15 protein-coding genes are annotated in these 18,395 nt (G+C 38.7%); 10 read left to right on the top strand and 5 right to left on the bottom strand.

Features of this window, described 5'->3' with window-relative positions; genetic code table 11:
• Nucleotides 1-2 precede the first annotated feature (2 nt).
• From CXF64_RS04575 to CXF64_RS04560, 4 genes are all read left to right on the top strand, one after another.
• Nucleotides 3-677: a response regulator transcription factor gene (locus CXF64_RS04575; protein WP_007375447.1), complete on the top strand. Its 675-nt coding sequence runs from the start codon at nucleotides 3-5 to the stop codon at nucleotides 675-677.
• Nucleotides 671-2,008: an ATP-binding protein gene (locus tag CXF64_RS04570; protein ID WP_010552535.1), complete on the top strand. Its 1,338-nt coding sequence runs from the start codon at nucleotides 671-673 to the stop codon at nucleotides 2,006-2,008. Before CXF64_RS04575 ends, CXF64_RS04570 begins: the two co-directional genes overlap by 7 nt.
• Nucleotides 1,995-2,405: a hypothetical protein gene (locus tag CXF64_RS04565; protein WP_101216440.1), complete on the top strand. Its 411-nt coding sequence runs from the start codon at nucleotides 1,995-1,997 to the stop codon at nucleotides 2,403-2,405. Before CXF64_RS04570 ends, CXF64_RS04565 begins: the two co-directional genes overlap by 14 nt.
• Nucleotides 2,406-2,691: 286 nt before the next feature.
• On the top strand, nucleotides 2,692-3,771 hold the full coding sequence (locus CXF64_RS04560) for a flavin monoamine oxidase family protein (RefSeq protein ID WP_101216439.1): 1,080 nt from the start codon (nucleotides 2,692-2,694) through the stop codon (nucleotides 3,769-3,771).
• A 69-nt stretch (nucleotides 3,772-3,840) separates the two neighbouring features.
• On the opposite strand, the gene CXF64_RS04555 is transcribed toward CXF64_RS04560, so the two are convergent.
• Nucleotides 3,841-4,878, bottom strand: a complete 1,038-nt coding sequence (locus tag CXF64_RS04555) for an AI-2E family transporter (protein ID WP_007585280.1) — start codon at nucleotides 4,876-4,878, stop codon at nucleotides 3,841-3,843.
• 170 nt (nucleotides 4,879-5,048) lie between these two features.
• Here CXF64_RS04555 and CXF64_RS04550 point away from each other — a divergent pair, with 170 nt between their 5' ends.
• Both CXF64_RS04550 and CXF64_RS04545 read left to right on the top strand, forming a co-directional pair.
• Complete coding sequence (locus CXF64_RS04550; protein ID WP_101216438.1) at nucleotides 5,049-5,939, top strand: TIGR01777 family oxidoreductase; 891 nt, start codon at nucleotides 5,049-5,051, stop codon at nucleotides 5,937-5,939.
• A 354-nt stretch (nucleotides 5,940-6,293) separates the two neighbouring features.
• Entirely contained in the window at nucleotides 6,294-7,247 is a 954-nt protein-coding gene (locus tag CXF64_RS04545) for a GGDEF domain-containing protein (protein WP_101216437.1), read from the top strand.
• 189 nt (nucleotides 7,248-7,436) lie between these two features.
• On the opposite strand, the gene CXF64_RS04540 is transcribed toward CXF64_RS04545, so the two are convergent.
• Nucleotides 7,437-9,989 (bottom strand): glycoside hydrolase family 3 protein, encoded by a 2,553-nt coding sequence (locus CXF64_RS04540; protein WP_101216436.1) that lies wholly within the window; start codon nucleotides 9,987-9,989, stop codon nucleotides 7,437-7,439.
• A complete protein-coding gene (locus tag CXF64_RS04535; protein WP_024590904.1) occupies nucleotides 9,989-11,263 on the bottom strand; it encodes a sugar MFS transporter in 1,275 nt (424 codons plus the stop codon). The genes CXF64_RS04540 and CXF64_RS04535 overlap by 1 nt, the downstream gene beginning before the upstream one ends.
• A gap of 258 nt (nucleotides 11,264-11,521) precedes the next feature.
• Between CXF64_RS04535 and CXF64_RS04530 the strand changes: the two genes are divergently transcribed.
• From CXF64_RS04530 to CXF64_RS04520, 3 genes are all read left to right on the top strand, one after another.
• The gene (locus CXF64_RS04530; protein ID WP_101216435.1) at nucleotides 11,522-12,850 is read left to right on the top strand and encodes a GH1 family beta-glucosidase; all 1,329 of its coding nucleotides are present in this window, start codon (nucleotides 11,522-11,524) and stop codon (nucleotides 12,848-12,850) included.
• A 46-nt stretch (nucleotides 12,851-12,896) separates the two neighbouring features.
• Entirely contained in the window at nucleotides 12,897-14,219 is a 1,323-nt protein-coding gene (locus CXF64_RS04525) for a glycoside-pentoside-hexuronide (GPH):cation symporter (protein ID WP_010552529.1), read from the top strand.
• A 62-nt stretch (nucleotides 14,220-14,281) separates the two neighbouring features.
• A complete protein-coding gene (locus tag CXF64_RS04520) occupies nucleotides 14,282-15,286 on the top strand; it encodes a LacI family DNA-binding transcriptional regulator (RefSeq protein WP_010552528.1) in 1,005 nt (334 codons plus the stop codon).
• A gap of 72 nt (nucleotides 15,287-15,358) precedes the next feature.
• Here the strand turns inward: CXF64_RS04520 and CXF64_RS04515 are convergent, their stop codons facing one another.
• Nucleotides 15,359-16,027, bottom strand: a complete 669-nt coding sequence (locus tag CXF64_RS04515) for a DUF2987 domain-containing protein (protein WP_101216434.1) — start codon at nucleotides 16,025-16,027, stop codon at nucleotides 15,359-15,361.
• Nucleotides 16,020-16,826 (bottom strand): glucosaminidase domain-containing protein, encoded by an 807-nt coding sequence (locus tag CXF64_RS04510; RefSeq protein WP_101216433.1) that lies wholly within the window; start codon nucleotides 16,824-16,826, stop codon nucleotides 16,020-16,022. The genes CXF64_RS04515 and CXF64_RS04510 overlap by 8 nt, the downstream gene beginning before the upstream one ends.
• A 247-nt stretch (nucleotides 16,827-17,073) precedes the next feature.
• On the opposite strand from CXF64_RS04510, the gene CXF64_RS04505 reads away from it, so the two are divergent.
• Nucleotides 17,074-18,366 (top strand): anti-phage deoxyguanosine triphosphatase, encoded by a 1,293-nt coding sequence (locus CXF64_RS04505; protein WP_101216432.1) that lies wholly within the window; start codon nucleotides 17,074-17,076, stop codon nucleotides 18,364-18,366.
• Nucleotides 18,367-18,395: the final 29 nt, after the last annotated feature.

Below are 18,395 nucleotides of genomic sequence, written 5' to 3'. Positions count from 1 at the left end.
AAATGCGAATTTTAGTTATTGAAGACGATTTACATTTAGCAGATAACCTACGTAATGCTTTAGAAAAAGAACGTTACAGCGTGGATTTATGTCACGATGGTGAAGCAGGTCTTTTCCACATTACAGAATACCCGCTTGATATGGCCGTAGTTGATTTAGGTTTACCTAAAATAGACGGTATTGAGCTAATCAATAAAGCACGAGCACAAGGCATTACTATCCCTATTTTAATCTTAACAGCGCGCGATCGCTGGCAGGATAAAGTAGAAGGTTTGGATGCAGGTGCAGATGACTACCTTACTAAACCATTTCATGTTGAAGAACTTATTGCACGTTGTAATGCATTAATTCGTCGCAGTGCTGGTAAAGCAAATCCAGAAATGACTGCGGGTCCAATTAAAATTCATACACGTTCACAACAAGTATGGGTTGATGATAAAGAACTTAGCCTTACAGCTTACGAATATAAAGTACTTGAATACTTAATGGTAAATCCGCAAAAAGTAATTTCTAAATCAGAACTTACTGAGCATATTTACGACCAAGATTTCGACCTTGATTCAAACGTAATTGAAGTATTTGTACTACGTTTGCGTAAAAAGCTTGACCCTGAAGGCGTACTAAACCCAGTAGAAACACTACGTGGGCGTGGTTACAGGCTTAAAAGCCAGTGGTAATACCGCAAATATCGTTAAAAATAAGGCAAGGATTTATCCTTGTCTTTGTTTTATTAGTCGCACTCCCTATCTTATTTTATTCAATTGGCAAAGCGTATTACGCTTCACTTGTTGATGCGACAGAAAAAACCCTCGAGGCACAGCTCTACTCGCTAATATCTGAAGTCGACTTTACTGAGCATGGTATTATTATGCCCAGCACTATTTTAGCGCCTGAGTTAAACAGATTAAATTCAGATACCTACGCAATGATTTACCGCGATGATGACCCTGTTTGGAACTCAGAATCAGCTGTAAATTTAAACTATGTACCTCAACAAATAGAGACCAAAGCAGGTGCCGCCGACTTCAGGCGCGTGGAGTATAATAATACCGCGTACTGGCAACTTAGCCTGACTGTAATTTTAAACAACATAGATCAATCAGAACAAGCTCGCTTTATATTAGTCAAACGTAACGACGCTCTACTTCGTATAATGGATGGCTTTAAGCAAACCCTTGTAGATTGGATGTTTATCATGGGGATTGCAATTGCAGGCCTAATGGCGATTGGTTTCATTTGGAGCGCTCGCCCACTCCAACGACTCGATAAAGAAATAAAAGCGATTGAATCGGGTGATATTCAAGAAATTAAAGGCCTCTACCCTGTAGAGCTGCAAACAATAAAAGCAGACCTAAACTTGCTACTTGAGTCGCAACAGCGCCAAAAAGAGCGCTATAGAGCCTCATTGAGCGACCTTGCTCATGCACTTAAAACACCGCTTGCAGTACTAAAATCAAGTCCATTGGCAAACGATGCCGATGCACAAGAACAACTCGACCGAATTAATGTGATGATCGAGCACCAATTAAAGCGTGCTGCAACGGGTGCATCAGACACGTGGAAAAAGCAAACACCTATTAAGCCAGTACTTGATTCAATACTCAGTGCTATGGCAAAAGTATACCGTGATAAAGATATTATTTTTACCTGCACCGTAACCGAAAAAGATTACTTTTTAGGTGACCAAACAGATTTAATGGAATTACTCGGTAACTTGATTGATAACGCCTGTAAAGCGTGTCGCTCGCAAGTAGAAATACAAGTAATCCAAAGTAAAACTCTGTGTATTGGAATTAGCGATGATGGCCCTGGTGTGCCAGAGGATAAACGTGAATCTTTACTTACACGTGGTACTCGCCTCGATACATACGAAAGCGGACACGGCGTAGGCATGGCGATTGTATCTGATTTAGTTAAGTCGTATAACGGGACGCTTACCATTACCGATGCTGATAACTTAGCCGGCGCTCAATTTATCTTAGAGTTTAATTACAATGACAAAAAGTAACTATTTATTAAAACTAACTGCCATTGTGCTATTAGCTACAAGCCAGTACAGCTTTGCAGATGAGGCATGTACTTTAGCCGCTAAAGCAACAACCGATGAAGCTAAGCGGTATATTCAATGCCTAGATAGCCAGATTGATAAAGTAAAGCAAGCACAAGGCAGTTGGATACAAAAGCGCAAATATGAGCTAACTAAATCACAAGAAAGCACAGGTAATACGCAAGTACTGCCGTTATTTATGCGCAGCATTAAAAATAATGAAAAGTACCTTGAGAGTGCCTGCCAATGGCGTTACTTAATAAAACTTCCTAATGCGACAACAGCAGCCATTAGCTATAAACTCTGTGAAATTGAGCTTATAAATCAATTTACAGAATCACTAAAACACCCATTTTAACGTAACTTAAGCACACTAAACTAGTTATACCAACCTGCATAAATCTTTGATCAATTTAACGAATTAAATTGCACTATAACGTCGTTAAAAATTTTTTATTTAGAACAACTAGATACAAAAATTTTTGCCTAGTTCTAGCGTAATTTTCTTAACGTTAAATAGACCTCGTATATAAGCAGATTGGTATTACGTTTCACTACTAGTTCCCTTTAGTCTACTTGACAATTTATTCATATCAAAACAAACTATCTACTAGTAGATTGCTAAATAGCTAATAGGTAAACAAATGACTAAACCAGTAATAATTATAGGTGGCGGACTGGCCGGCTTATACAGTGCGTATAAATTACAACTGCTTAATATTGAGTACTTATTACTGGAAGCTAAATCGCAATTAGGCGGCCGAATTTTTGCTGCGCAATCACCAATAAATAACGGTGTTAGTTTTGATTTGGGTCCTACGTGGATATTTCCTCACCAACCAAAAATCCAAGCTTTAGTAAAGTCACTCCACTTAAGTATATTTGAGCAATACAACAAAGGTGATGTGTTATATCAAGCACCTAACGCCAAGCAGCCTCAACAAATTGCAGGTGCTGGAGATATGCAGTTATTTAGACTCAAACACGGCATGAATACCTTAATAACTGCCTTATACGAGCAACTTAATCCTGATTCAGTGTTATTGGAACACAATGTCACTGAGCTTAAAAAAGGTGATAATAACTGGCAAATTACGGTTAATCACTTAGGTAATATAAAGCACTTTACTACTGAAAAACTAATTTCAGCAATTCCTGCTCGTATGGTTACAACACACTTAACACCTGAACTATGGGCTACTCCAACGCTCATAAACCGCCTTAGTAGTGTACCTACATGGATGGCAGGACAAGCCAAATTTATAGCTACTTTTGAACATGCATTTTGGCGTGATAAAAACTTATCAGGGCAATGCTTTAGTCGCGTAGGCCCAATGGTCGAAATTCACGATGCCAGTGCTGAAGATGGCAATTACGCCGCATTATTTGGCTTTATAGGTGTGCCCTACTTATCAAGAAACCAAGTAACTAAAGAGCAATTAATTCAAGCCTGTGCCCAGCAGCTTAGCTACTTTTATGGTAAAGATGCTGAAAAGGCAACGGGGTATTTTATTAAAGACTGGGCAGACGATAAGTTTGTAGCTAATAGAGACGATCAAACTCAACCTTCGCAGCACCCAGAATTTGATTTTTCAGGCTTAGGTGAGGAAATAAGTAACCTCAATATTCATTTTGTAGCGAGTGAGTTTGCAAAACAAGAAGCAGGATATTTAGAAGGCGCAATAAACGCGGTGGATGACGCTATTAAATTGTTTGTTAATTAATAGCCCTGTATTTACTGATAACTTAACCATCAAGGGCTTTAATTTTACAGCCCTTGATAGTTATAGATGTTAGTTATTTTTAGCAACGTCTTCGCCACTGCCTAGTAGAGTGGCAACCCACTTACCTTCAGCACTGGCTTCTAAGCCTATTTTTACAATCATAGTTAAGGGCACAGATAAAAGCATACCCACAGTACCTAATAACCAGCCCCAAAATATTAATGATAAAAATACCACTAGCGTTGAAAGACCCAGCCCTTTGCCCAAAAACTTAGGCTCTACAATATTGCCCATCACCGTATTTATTGTTAAATAACCTGCAGCAACCAATCCCGCAATTAACGGACCTTGAGTAATAAGCGCAAGTAATACAGCTGGTACAGCAGCAATAATTGACCCAATATTAGGAATGTAATTGAACATAAATGCCAATACCCCCCACAGCACAAAGTAGTCAACGTCTAAAATCCATAAGTAAAACGCAGCAATAATACCCGTACCTAAACTTACTAGCGTTTTAATTGCCAGATATGAATTAATAGACTCTAAAAAGCGGTCAATTTGCTTCATTTTGCTATCGGGATCTTCAAGTGCCATATGTATTTTTTTGCTCAGCATTGGCCCTTCAAACAACATAAAAACAACGGTTAAAATAATTAAAAACATGTTTGCCATTACGCCACCTAAACCGGTGAGCATATTAGTGGCTACATCAACCATTTTACCTGGGTCGAACATATTGATTAACTGCTCTTTATTAATCAGTATGTTGTATTGAGATGCTAAATCTACAAGCCATACAAATTCTTCTTTGAGTTGTGTTTTATACTCAGGAAGTTGCTGCGAAAAATCGTTTATTGATTGCCCTACAAGCCCGCCCAGGCTTACACCTAAGCCAACTATAATAAGCACTACCAACATAACAGCAATGCCTTTAGGAATTCGGTAGCGCGCAAAAAACTTGATAAGCGGATTACAAATAATGGCAATAAACGCCGCCAAAATAAACGGAATAATAATTACACTTGCCGCTTTTATCCCCGCGAGTACGACCACTAAGGAAGCAAAAACTATTAAGCTTTTATTTACTCCAGTTAAACTTGCCAATTTATTAATCCTTTTATTAATGATATGGCTTTAGTGTAAGGCAAAAGGTAATTAAATGAAATAATTACGAAGTGATCATAAAAGCCTGTTTTACGTATAAATTTGCAAAGCTGTTTGCTAGCGAGTATGTTTTTTAATCACTTGCTACTATTTTATTGTAAGGATTAATAATGCATATATTTGTTACTGGCGCGACGGGATTAATTGGTAAGCACTTATGCCCTTTTTTACTTCATCATAATACTGTTACTGTGCTTAGCCGAAATCCGACTAAAGCAAACGTATTATTGGGCCATAAAGTTAAAGCCGTAAGCAATGTCAATGCAGTAGATTTTAACACTGTTGATATTGTTATTAATTTAGCTGGCGAACCTATTGTAAATAAACGCTGGAGCGACAAACAAAAGCAAATAATACGCGACAGCCGTATTGGTGTTACACAACAAATTAGTGAAGCTATTAAAGCTTGTAGCACTGCCCCGCATACTTATATATCTGGAAGCGCCGTTGGGTTCTATGGTCGACAAAATAGTAACCCTATTGATGAAACTTTTGAAAACCCACACGACGAATTTAGCCACCAGCTTTGTAAAGACTGGGAAAACGCAGCGCTACTCGCGCAATCAGAACACACCAGAGTGTGCCTTTTGCGCACGGGTATTGTTTTAGCTAAAAAAGGTGGAGCATTAAGTAAAATGCTCCCTGCCTTTAAATTGTGTTTAGGCGGCCCAATTGGTAATGGCGAGCAAGGAATGTCGTGGATACACATCGACGATATGATTCAGCTAATACTCTTTATTATTAAGCATCCAGAAATATCTGGCCCTGTTAACGCAACTGCGCCAAATCCTATAAGCAATGCTCAATTTGGTAAAAGCTTAGGCGAGGCGTTATCACGACCTGCATTTATCACTATGCCCACTGCAGTACTTAAACTATTAATGGGTGAAATGTCAGACTTACTAACAACGGGACAATTTGTAGTCCCTAAAAAGGCGCTCGTTCATAATTATCGTTTTCATCATCCTGATATTAAATCAGCTTTAGAGAGTTTGGTTTAGCGGGCGTTAATAATTCTTGAGGTAAAATATGAAAATTGAAAAAGCAATCCTTTTAACTGAATTGACCTTTTCTTATTAATACATAATAATTACAATAGTTAGTTAAATATATATTTCATCATTTTATAATAAAGAGAATAAATCATGTTTCATTTGCCTACTGTGATCTTCTTCTCTTTTATCCTTAACTTGTTCATAAGCTTATTTTTTCTCTCAATTTATAAATATAAAAAACAAACATCTTTTTTATTATTTGGTTTAGCCTGTGCCACATTTGCATTAGCCGAAATACTGGCATGTTTGCGCTTATTCATAGATCTTCCTTTAATAACCCACTATTTAGCTAGTGTTTCAATGATTACTAGCCCACTTTTAATCATTGTTGGACTATATAAATACAAAAACGTACAAAATATTAGCTTAATGCCTCTTTACTGCATATTTGGTTTTTCTAGCTTATTGTTATTGGCAATTTATCCTTTCGGTGCAGCAAAAATGCTAACGAGTTTAGTAATTGCCGGATTATTTATTTACACAGCGTATTTAATCAAAAGCATGAGCTTTGTTGCTAAAGCCCAGAAAAAGGCGTTAATTACCTGCTTTTTAGTGCACAGTGGAGTTATGTTTTTAAATGCTATATTTCTATCAATACCCGTACTTAGTTCGAGTATTCAAGATGTAGCAACCCCTTTGCAAATTGTGCTTATTAGTCATTTACTATTAGCCACACTGAGTGCTCTTATACTGCCATTTTTGTTATTTTCTAATAGTGAATACACGCTATCGAACCTTGCCAATACCGACTCTCTTACACAGTTATTTAATCGCAGAGGTTTCTTTAATAACGCCAAAGCAGTCCTTAAACAACCTAATAACAATGATATAAATGTATCTATAATTATTCTAGATATCGACTTGTTTAAGCATGTAAACGATAAGTACGGCCACGACACGGGCGATCAAGCAATTAAATGGATTGCGCAGCACATAAAAGAGCAATTTTTTGATGAAGGTATTAGCGCCAGAATAGGCGGTGAAGAATTTGCAATATTACTACCAGACTATTCCCTACGAGCAGCTAAAGAATATGCAGAGCACTTACGTGAAAATATTTCTAAGCATCCGTTTTATTATCAAAACGCGCATATAAAACTATCTGTGAGCGCGGGAGTGAGTCACTCTGTAAATGGTAAAATGAGTGTAAAAGACTTACTGTCGTTGGCTGATAAACGCCTTTACCTTGCTAAAGAAACCGGCAGAGATAAAGTAGTTAGCTTTGACGAAAAAAACCTCTTAATGCAGTGCTAATTATTTTACAAGCTATTATAAAAAAGGTTCCTCCTATAAAAACGTGGTAACTCTTTGTATTTATAGCGACTTGCTCCTATTTAGTTATATCAATTAGCTCAAGTATTTATGCAGGTTAGTATTAATCCTCTACATAAAAAAAGCCCTTCATTCGAAGGGCTTTGGTATACACACAATAGAGTTAATAAACTACTTACAAGACAGTGTAGCCTCGCCTGCCTTACTTGGCACAAACTGAATATTAGCCACAGAAATTGATGCTTTACCATTGCTGCGTAAGCTAAATGGGCTTGTTAGGTTTGCAAAATTAACACCCTTATCAGCAAAACAACCTAAATCGATTGATACTGACTGCCATTTATTCTCAATGGTTTTATCCACTACGTTTGCTAAATCAATGCTTGCACCACATTCGCCCGAGCAATTCATAGCAAGTGCTATATCGCTCGTTAGTGCTTCGTTTAATTTAATATCAAAGCTAATCACACTATCGGCTTCAACGTAGGCAATGGTATCTTCTGCAAAGCTTGTTACTATTTCAGCACTGGCTTTTTCTGCACCGCTAAAGTTAAATTGGCGCGCGTCTTCTTGTACTATTTTGTCCTCAGTTCGGTATTTAATTGCACCAAATTCATGAGTACTACTCGATACATCTAAAAGCTCATCGCCCGATTTTAACAATAAGCGCCATGGTGCTACAGGTGCACCAACAAGTATATCCATACTCGTAAGCCCTGAGTTATCAAGTTTAGAGTCTTCATCAAGGTCGTCAGCTAATACGTTTTTATCGCCGTACGTTAAACCAAAACCATAAGGGAGTAATGGGTCGTAATTTTCATCGCCTTTATTAACTGCAGTTTGTACCGCTGATTTAGGCCAAGAAAACGATAATTTACCTTTAAAGTTATTTTGAATGGTGCCGTCTGCCGCTTTTAATAAAACATCAGCAATACCTGCGCCTTCTGTACCTGGCAACCATGCAGCTACAAACGCGTCAGATGCGTTAAGTTCGCTGTTAACCCACATAGGTCGACCTGATATAAACACCGATACAACAGGGATACCTTGCTCTTTTAGCGAGTTTAAAAGTGCTAATGACTTTTTATTTCCGCGCTCAAACTCAAGGTTATCTTTATCGCCGTGCCCTTCTGCGTAAGGTTCTTCACCAAATACAACAATAGCAACATCAGGACGTTGTTCAAACGTGCCATCAGCACTTAAAGTAACACTTCCACCTGCTGCAGATATTTGCTCTTCAAGCCCTTTATATATCGAAGTAGCACCAGGGAAATCAGCATTTTTATTATTAGTCCCCTGCCACGTAATACTCCAACCACCCGACTGTTTACCTATATTATCAGCACCATCACCTGCAACAAGTACACGTTGATTAGCTGCGATAGGTAATAGGTTATTTTTATTTTTGAGTAATACAAGCGATTCGCGCACAGCTTGGCGTGCGACTTCGCGATGCTCTTGCGCACCAATTAGTTCTGTTTTACCCGAGTAAAGACGCTTAGCCGGACTTGGTTTATCAAATAAACCAGCGCGAAGTTTTACGCGTAATATTCTGCTCACTGCATCATCAATACGCGACATACTAATTTCGCCTGACTTAACTTGCGCAATTGTATTGTTATAAAGTGGCTTCCAGGCACCTGTTGGCACCATAAAAATATCAAGACCAGCATTAACGGCTTGTGCACAACTTTCGTTAGTACAGCCTTTAATTTGCCCATGGCCATTCCAATCGCCCACTACAAAACCATCAAAACCCATACGTGTTTTTAATACATCTGTAAGTAAGTATTTATTGCCGTGATTTTTAACGCCATTCCAGCTATTAAAAGACGCCATAACCGATTGGCTACCTGCAGACAAGCCACCTACATAACCTTGGGCATGAATATCAAATAGCGACTGTTCGCTATCTATATTATTTCCCTGATCATCCCCATCAACGGTGCCGCCATCGCCAATAAAGTGCTTAACCGTACTAATTACACGCTTGTCACTTAAAAAGTCGCCATCGGCTTTACCTTGTAAGCCATTTACTATGGCTGCTGAGTAATCATGTACAATTTTTGGATCTTCTGAGTAACCTTCGTAGGTTCTTCCCCAGCGATCGTCGCGCACTACGGCAACTGTGGGTGCAAATACCCAATCAATACCCGTAGCCATTACTTCTACTGCGGTAATAGACGCTATTTGCTCTATTAAATCTGGGTTATTAGCCGCGCCTAAACCAATGTTATGTGGAAAAAGCGTCGCGCCAATTACGTTATTATGACCATGTACTGCATCGGTGCCCCACATAGTTGGGATACTACTGCCATCAAGTGAGTCATCAACAGAAGCTTGATAAAAGTTCTCTGCTAAGGCCACCCAGTCCATTGGTGTTGCATGTTTGTCACCATTAGGGAATGCACCACCGCCATTAAGATATGAACCAAAGCCATATTTACGCATGTCTTCAACGGTAATATCACGAATTTCTGGCTGAATCATTTGAGCAACCTTTTGCTCAAGTGTCATGGCTTTTAAATAGTTAACTATTTTAGCTTCAATATCGGCATCTTTTTTAACAGCAATATTAAGTTTTGGCCAAATTTGCGCTGTTTTAGATAACGTTTCATTAGTTTCAACCGATGTCACTGCGTCGTTTGAACAAGCCGATAAAGTACCTACTGATGCAATTAATGTTGCTAAGGCTATTTTATTAAGTGTAAAAGGGGTTTTCATTATAGAGTCTCCTGCGCTTGAACTGGTTTGCTACCGCTTAAACCATAGAACACGATAAATATGTAACATAAAATAGGTAAAACATACGAAAGTTGAACACCCACACTATCAGCAAGTGCACCTTGTAAAAGTGGCACTATTGCACCACCCACAATCGCCAAACACAAAATACCAGAGCCTTGAGCTGTATGCTTACCAAGCCCATTTAACGCTAAACTAAAAATAGTGGGGAACATAATAGAATTGAATAAACCAACCAATAGTATTGACCACATTGCTAATTGACCCGACGTGCTCATGGCAATAACGACTAAAATAATAGCCATGGTTGCATTGAAGCCAAGTACTTTACCAGCAGGTAATTTTTGCATTACAGCAGCACCAATAAAACGCCCAACCATAGCACCACCAAAATAATAAGTGATGTAATGAGCTGCAGCATGCTCTTTTAGCCCTGCTATATTTTCTTGTGCTAAAAAGCTTACTAAAAAGCTACCAATTGCCACTTCTGCGCCAACGTACATAAATATACCCACAGCACCTAATACAAGATGGCGATACTGCCAAGCACTGCCTTCAATTGCCTCTGATTTTTCGGCTTCTGCTTTTTGCTCGCTCATAATGTCTGGTAATTTAAGCCATGCAAAAATACCGGCTAGTAAAATAAGCATTGCAGCTAAAAGGAGGTAAGGAAGTTGAACTGACTCTGCATTTTGTGCCGGTGTTAAAAAGGCTTCTGACGCTGAGTCCAGAATTAACAGAGCACCAAATGATGGCGCAACCGTAGTACCTAACGCGTTAAAAGCTTGGGTTAGTGTTAAACGAGACGACGCAGTTTTTGCTGAACCCAACAAACTTACATAAGGATTTGCAGATACTTGTAATAACGTTATGCCACTGGCAAGTACAAATAAAGCAAATAAAAATACAGGATAACTATGTAAAGACGCTGCTGGGTAAAATAAGATACACCCTACTGCCGCAATTAAAAGCCCAACCACGATTCCTTTTTTATAACCAAGCTTTTTAACAATGTGTCCACTAGGGAGTGACATTAAAAAGTAAGCGCCAAAAAAGCAAAACTGCACAAGCATTGCTTGTACATACGTTAAATCGAAAACCGCTTTTAAATGCGGAATCAAAATATCATTTAAGCAGGTAATAAAACCCCACATAAAAAACAGTGAAGTTAAAGATGTAAGTGCAAAACCATAGTTTTTATCTTGGTGGTTTTGCGACTGTGTGTGTGATGTCAGTGGTGCTGAACTAGCCATGTGCTCTCCGCAATTTATTATTATAAATTGATCTTCAGTAAGTAATTAATACAAACCCCGCTAAGGCGCAGTATTTAAGAGTTGACCTGAAGATTAATTAACATTAATCTAAAAATGTAAGCGCTTTCACGGCTAATTAAATACGAACATGTTACATATTTCAACAACTTTTATTTTTAATAATGTTTTGTATCCGCTGAAAGTCAGTAAAAATAAGCGCTAAGCGTGCAATTAAGTTCTCAAAAAGGTTTGTAACCAATGACAAAAATATCATTACCATTTAATTCACCTCTATTAACAAAAGACTTTGTTTATGGTGTAGCTACAGCATCATTTCAGATAGAGGGCGGGTATGAGCATCGCTTACCGTGTATTTGGGATACCTTTTGTAGTACTGCAGGTAAAATTGCTGACAATTCACATGGTCATATTGCCTGCGATCATTACAATAATTGGCAACAAGACATAGATTTAATAGAGTCTCTAGGTGTTGATGCTTACAGGCTTTCTATTTCATGGCCTCGCGTGATGACTCAAGACGGAAAGTTAAATCCTGTAGGCGTTAAGTTTTATACTGATATTTTAGATGAGCTAAAACGAAAAAATATAAAAGCCTTTGTTACTTTGTACCACTGGGATTTACCGCAACACCTTGAAGATGAAGGCGGCTGGCTCAACAGAAAAACTGCTTACGCATTTGAGCAATACGTAGAACTAATTACTAACGCATTTGGAACACGAGTTTATTCTTACGCTACATTAAACGAACCCTTTTGCAGCGCGTTTTTGGGTTACGAAATTGGCATACATGCCCCGGGCTTGGTCGGTAAACAGTATGGTAAAAAAGCAGCTCATCACTTATTACTCGCTCATGGTCTGGCCATGAGCGTGCTAAATAAAACATCGCCTAATACTAAAAACGGCATTGTGCTTAACTTTACACCCGCGTACCCACTTACAGATACTCAACAAGACATAGACAGTGCCAAATACGCTGATGACTACTTAAATCAGTGGTACATGAAACCAATAATGGATGGTAAGTACCCCGATATAATAAACCAATTACCAAGCGATCATTTACCAGACATACACCCTGGTGATATGGAATTAATTTCTCAGCCAATTGATTACTTAGGCATCAACTTTTATACCCGCCAAGTTTATAAGGCGCATCCTACTGACATTTATGAACCCATTGCACCAACGGGCCCGTTGACTGATATGGGATGGGAAGTTTACCCGCAATCGTTCACCGACCTGCTCGTATCGCTAAATAAAACATACACCCTACCGCCTATTTATATAACCGAAAATGGCGCAGCCATGCCCGATACATATAATAATGGTGAAGTTAACGACTTAGATCGTTTAAATTACTATAATGATCACTTAAATGCGGTTCATAATGCGATTGAACAAGGTGTTGTTATACATGGCTACTTTGCTTGGAGCTTAATGGATAACTTTGAATGGGCAGAAGGCTACTTAAAACGTTTTGGTATTGTGTATGTAGATTATAAGACGCAGCAACGCACTATTAAAAATAGTGGCTTAGCTTATAAAGAGCTCATCTCTAAAAGATAAAAGTATACCCATAACTAAAAACAAGTATAAAGCGGGATAAATAATCATGGTCAGTGTAAAAGAAAAAATAGCGTATGGCTTAGGCGACACCGCCAGTAATATTATTTTTCAAACAGTTATGATGTTTTTAATGCTGTACTACACAGACGTAGTGGGTTTATCGCCTGCTGTTGTAGGTACTATGTTTTTAGCAGTGCGTATTTTTGATGCCGTAACCGACCCGTTAATGGGTAACCTTGCTGATAAAACACATACGCGCTGGGGGCACTTTCGCCCCTACTTACTTTGGCTTGCCCTCCCTTTTGCCATTATTAGTATTTTAGCGTTCACTACGCCCGATTTAGAAGGCACCGATAAAATAATTTATGCCTTTACTACTTACACTTTGCTTATGGTTGTCTACACCGCTATTAATATTCCGTATTGTGCTTTAGGTGGCGTACTTACAAGCGACGCAAAAGAGCGCGTAACCATTCAGTCTTATCGGTTTGTATTTGGTATGCTAGGCGGCGTAATAGTAGCGGGTTGTACTATGCCAATGGTTGAGTACTTTGGCCAAGGCGATGCCGCCAAGGGCTATCAATACACAATGACTGCAATGAGTATTTTAGGTTTTGTACTGTTTTTACTTTGTTTTTTAGGCACAAAAGAGCGTATACAACAGCCTAAAGAGCAAAACATTCCCTTTGCCCAAAGTGTTAAAGCATTAATTAAAAACGATCAATGGCGAACACTTTGCTTAGCTGCATTCTTTTTACTTACCGGGCAAGTATTAAGGCTTACGCTTGCTGTTTACTACGTAAAATACTATTTAGGTCGAGACGATTTAATCACCTTATTTATGACGCTAGGTGTTGCAGCCAGCATGGTAGGTTGTGCTTTAGCTCAACCACTTGCAAAACGCTTTTGCAAAATAAAGGCCTATATAAGCTTACAAGTTATTGCCGCCGCTATTTGTGGTTTTAGTTACTTTATTAGTAAAGATCAATTAGTACTCGCATTTACTGCCTTTATTTTATGGAAATTCTTTTTAGATATGGCAACCCCGTTGTTGTGGGCAAAAATGGCCGATACCATAGATTACGGGCATGAAAAAACAGGTGTACGCATTACGGGTTTGGTTTATTCAGGCGTTATATTTTTTATTAAGATGGGCGTGGCTGTAGGCGGCGCAATTGCAGGCTGGTTGTTATCTTTTTACAGTTATCAGGCCGATGCAGTACAAACTCTTGATACCCAACACGGTATTTTACTGTCATTCACTGTACTACCTGCTTTTGGCTCATTATTTGTTGCCTACATAATGAAAAAATATACACTGACTAATCAGGTTGTTGAAAATATTCAATCTAAACTAACAGCTAGTTAAGATATATACTCTAAGGTATTATTTAGCCGAAGTAGTTAAGGATAAGCGAGTGAACAAATAACATGGCAACAATTTATCAAGTCTCAGAGCTTGCGGGCGTATCGTTAGCCACCGTTTCTCGCGTGATGAACAAAAATACCCGTGTAAGCGATAAAACTAAACAAAAAGTGCTTGATGCTATGGCGCAGCTTGGCTACAAGCCTAATTCAATAGCGCAATCTTTAGCCTCTAACTGTACTAACAGTGTCGGTATTTTAGTGTCTGAGTTACATGGTCCTTTCTTTGCCCAAATGATGGCAGGTATTGAGTCAGAGCTTCGTGCTGCGGGTAAACACGTTATTATTACCACCGGACACAGTGAAGAAGACAAAGAACAAGAAGGCATTGAGTTTTTAATTAGCAGACGCTGCGATGCCATTATTTTGCACGTAGAAGCCGTCTCAGACGACTACCTAATAAAACTAAGCCAAGGCTCTACACCCGTTTATTTAATGAGCCGTTACGTAGAGCAACTAAAAGACAACTGTATCAGTCTAGATAATCAATTAGGTGGTTACCTAGCTACTAAATCGATATTAAATCAAGGCCATACACAAATAGCGTATATTGCAGGCCCGCAGTTTAAAGCCGATGCTTTTAACCGCTTAGAAGGTCACAAACAAGCGCTTACAGAGGCTGGTGTTAAATTTGATCCTACGCTTTATTATATTGGCGACTTTAACGAAACTGGCGGTAGTAAAGGCTTAAAACATTTTATTGATGAAAAACTTAGCTTTACTGCACTGGTATGCGCCAATGACGAAATGGCCTCCGGTGCCATGAAGTATGCACGAGAGCACGGTTATAACTTACCAATTGATTTATCGATTGTTGGATTTGATAACGTTATTTTTGCAAACTACCTATACCCTACACTCACGACCATAGATAATCCGGTCGGGAAAATGGGCGAAATGGCAGCTAAATTAGTGCTTAAAGACGTATATCAAAATAAAAACCTCGTTATAAATCGTTTTTTTGAACCTACTTTAATGCAGCGCGATTCATCAGCGCCACTTATTAAATAAAAACAAAAGACTAAAAACGAGTACTGATTTTGGTACAAAAAAAGCGGCTAAATACCGCTTTTTGTATGTGAGCTACTTAACAATCCAAGGCGTTACTTTAATAACGTTCGATATATCGCCAAGCACTACGCTATCATCTTCCCAGCTATCTTCAACTGCAAAATAACACACTGACTTTTCACACGTTATGCTCTTATCATCAAATTGCATTGGGCTTTTAAATGTAACTGCTACGCCCTTTTGCTCTGGTAATAAAAACCACATTAATTTACTTACAAAAAAGCCCGACAAATCAGTTAACAGCTCATCAAGTTCTTCGTTAATGGTATATAACGACTGCTTTGAAAGTGCTAAACCTTCAAGTTCGTTTGCTTCTATTTGTAGCTTTAATTGGCAATCGTGTACAGGATTGAGCGGCTCTACTACAATAACCGCTTTATCGGTATCAAGCTGCTTATCGAACGGCAATAGTAATTGTGCTTTATCGGTAAAGTTAAGTGGATACTCGTTTCTTTCGGTTAAAATAGTACCGCTTTTAATCGCACATGTTTCATTAGTACCAATATCACTAATGTAAAAGTTAACTCGCGCATATTGAAAATCGCCTTTGTTAACAACTTTTAAGCGGTCGTAAAAACCGTCATACGACATCACAAATTCTCTCGCATTTACATTAAATGCACTGATGCTCAGCAGCACTAACACAATAGCGTTGGTACAATTAAAAATGTATTTATTCATCAAAGTAGGCTCTATTTTGGCTAATCATCGTGTTTAACTCTTCTATATACGCTTCACCGCGCTCAGAGTAAGACATTAAACCATGTGTAAGTTCAGTCGCTAAAATTGGTTTTTGCTCAAGACGTAAGTTTTCACGTATTGCGCGCAAATCTTTATAAGCAGGATGCGTATTTATGTTTTTAAAGTAAGAGTTTATAGCAGCTCTTACCGATTTAAACGCAGCAACTTCGTGCGCAGCCCCGGTATTACGGCGTTTTGGCACCATGCCACAACCTTTTGTGTAGCACCACTGACCAAAAAAGTTAAGGCCAATACGTGCAAAACGCGAAGTGCCCCATGCAGATTCGTTTGCAGCTTGCATAAGCGCTAATTCTTTAGGAATTATATCAACACGGCGTAGTGCTTGCGTAAGTATTAGCGTATCAACTGTGGTTGGTAAGTCATACGACTTTAAAATTTTAGCAATATCTTTGTTTTGCTTTTTTTCTAAAGGTAATTCGTTTTGTAACATCATGCGTGCTATTTCGAGCTTAGCGCGTTGCTGTAATATTTTTTTATTTTCGGCTTCAACGTGCGGACGAATAAAGCTAAAAAATGCATGTTTTTTTTCTTTAACATCACTAAATTCTGAAAACTTTGGCAGTTTTACATTATGTAATGGTTTTTCTTTTTTCTTCACTTTTTTTGGTTGTTCTGACGTTTGCTCGTCTAGTTCAACATCGTCACTTTGTATAAACGGGTATGCAAGCGCCCAAACAAAAAATACAGTTAGTAAAAGCTTAAAAATCGTTTTTAACATCTATTCTCTCTATTAAACTTAGTTATGCATGGTTTATACACAAGCATACGAAGGCGCATTATACCTAAGCCACTTTATAAACGCGAATAACTGGGGTTTGGTGACCTTTTACGGTTGAATTTTCAGCAGTGTATTTGGGTTTTAGATAAAACAGAGCCTATGTAGTGCATTTGTTCATTCGCAATTTATAAGTCCATCGGTATACTGAGCAAAGTTTAATAATATTAACTATGTGTGAGTAAGCAGTATGGATAAACAATGGCAAAGCCGAATAATAGAGCAATATAAACATCGTCCTAACGATAATCGCTCGCCGTGGCAGGTCGACCGTTCGCGTATTATTCATGCAGCTGCATTTAGGCGTTTGCAAGCTAAAACCCAAATTATGGGCATTGGCCTAAACGACTTTTACCGCACTCGCCTTACCCACTCTTTAGAAGTATCGCAAATTGGTACTGGCATATTGCGCCATTTAAAAGCGCAACATAGCGACTTTACGCACTTTCCATCAACCGGACTGCTCGAAACACTGTGTTTGGCGCACGATATTGGCCATCCGCCTTTTGGTCATGGTGGTGAAATAGCGCTAAATTACATGATGCGCGATCACGGTGGTTTTGAAGGTAACGCACAAACACTGCGCATAGTTGCAAAACTTGAGCCCTACAGTAATGGGCACGGGATGAACCTAACTCGTCGTACTTTATTAGGTTTTATAAAATACCCCGCGTTTATTAATACGCTTTGGCATACCATTCCCGACGATACAACCGGTCGTGCATTTATAAAAGCAGATGATTGGCGACCTGCCAAAGGGTTGTACAACGACGATGCAGCCATATTCAATTGGATAGTAGAACCACTGAGTCAAAACGATAAAACGTTGCTGGGTAACCATGCCGCTATTGATAAGTACCGCGCTAAAACAACATATAAATCGCTCGACAGCGCCATAATGGAGCATGCCGACGATATAGCATACGCGGTACACGACTTAGAAGATGCCATTGCAACCCATGTACTTACATTAGACGATTGGCAAACTCATGCTCTACCTCATTTGAAAGCATTAAACTTTAACTGGTTAAACACCATGCTTGAGTCGCTCACCCAGCGTTTGTTTTCAAAAAATGATTATGAGCGAAAAGACGCCATAGGTGAGCTGGTTAATACCTTTATTATTCATATACATTTAGATATTCAAAACGATAATTTTGAATGCCCTATTTTAAAGTACACCGCTAAATTAGATGCCCAATACGACAATGTATTGCAAATATTTAAGCATTTTGTGTTTCAACGTTTAATACGTGACCCCGAAATGCAGCAAATAGAGTTCAAAGGTCAAAACTTACTAATAGAGTTATTTACCGCGTTTGCTAGCGATCCGCTGCGTTTATTGCCCGAAACTACACAAGCACAATACATAGAAGCCGAAAAACAAAATCAAGGGATGCGCATAATTTGCGATTATTTGAGCGGAATGACCGACGAATACGCTTATAAAACGTATCAACGATTGTTTTCACCTATGCAATAGCTAACTGCTAACTACTAACTACTAACTAC

The organism is Pseudoalteromonas sp. GutCa3 (genome assembly GCF_002836155.1).
In the GTDB taxonomy this organism is placed as follows: domain Bacteria; phylum Pseudomonadota; class Gammaproteobacteria; order Enterobacterales; family Alteromonadaceae; genus Pseudoalteromonas; species Pseudoalteromonas arctica.
This window is presented reverse-complemented; position numbering and strand designations above follow the sequence as displayed.

Bases quoted from the DNA above. Each gene is read 5' to 3' on its own strand.
- CXF64_RS04575 (WP_007375447.1), top strand. From the start codon at position 3: ATGCGAATTTTAGTTATTGAAGACGATTTACATTTAGCAGATAACCTA.
- CXF64_RS04565 (WP_101216440.1), top strand. From the start codon at position 1,995: ATGACAAAAAGTAACTATTTATTAAAACTAACTGCCATTGTGCTATTA.
- CXF64_RS04560 (WP_101216439.1), top strand. From the start codon at position 2,692: ATGACTAAACCAGTAATAATTATAGGTGGCGGACTGGCCGGCTTATAC.
- CXF64_RS04550 (WP_101216438.1), top strand. From the start codon at position 5,049: ATGCATATATTTGTTACTGGCGCGACGGGATTAATTGGTAAGCACTTA.
- CXF64_RS04545 (WP_101216437.1), top strand. From the start codon at position 6,294: ATGATTACTAGCCCACTTTTAATCATTGTTGGACTATATAAATACAAA.
- CXF64_RS04540 (WP_101216436.1), bottom strand. From the start codon at position 9,989: ATGAAAACCCCTTTTACACTTAATAAAATAGCCTTAGCAACATTAATT.
- CXF64_RS04535 (WP_024590904.1), bottom strand. From the start codon at position 11,263: ATGGCTAGTTCAGCACCACTGACATCACACACACAGTCGCAAAACCAC.
- CXF64_RS04530 (WP_101216435.1), top strand. From the start codon at position 11,522: ATGACAAAAATATCATTACCATTTAATTCACCTCTATTAACAAAAGAC.
- CXF64_RS04525 (WP_010552529.1), top strand. From the start codon at position 12,897: ATGGTCAGTGTAAAAGAAAAAATAGCGTATGGCTTAGGCGACACCGCC.
- CXF64_RS04520 (WP_010552528.1), top strand. From the start codon at position 14,282: ATGGCAACAATTTATCAAGTCTCAGAGCTTGCGGGCGTATCGTTAGCC.
- CXF64_RS04515 (WP_101216434.1), bottom strand. From the start codon at position 16,027: ATGAATAAATACATTTTTAATTGTACCAACGCTATTGTGTTAGTGCTG.
- CXF64_RS04510 (WP_101216433.1), bottom strand. From the start codon at position 16,826: ATGTTAAAAACGATTTTTAAGCTTTTACTAACTGTATTTTTTGTTTGG.
- CXF64_RS04505 (WP_101216432.1), top strand. From the start codon at position 17,074: ATGGATAAACAATGGCAAAGCCGAATAATAGAGCAATATAAACATCGT.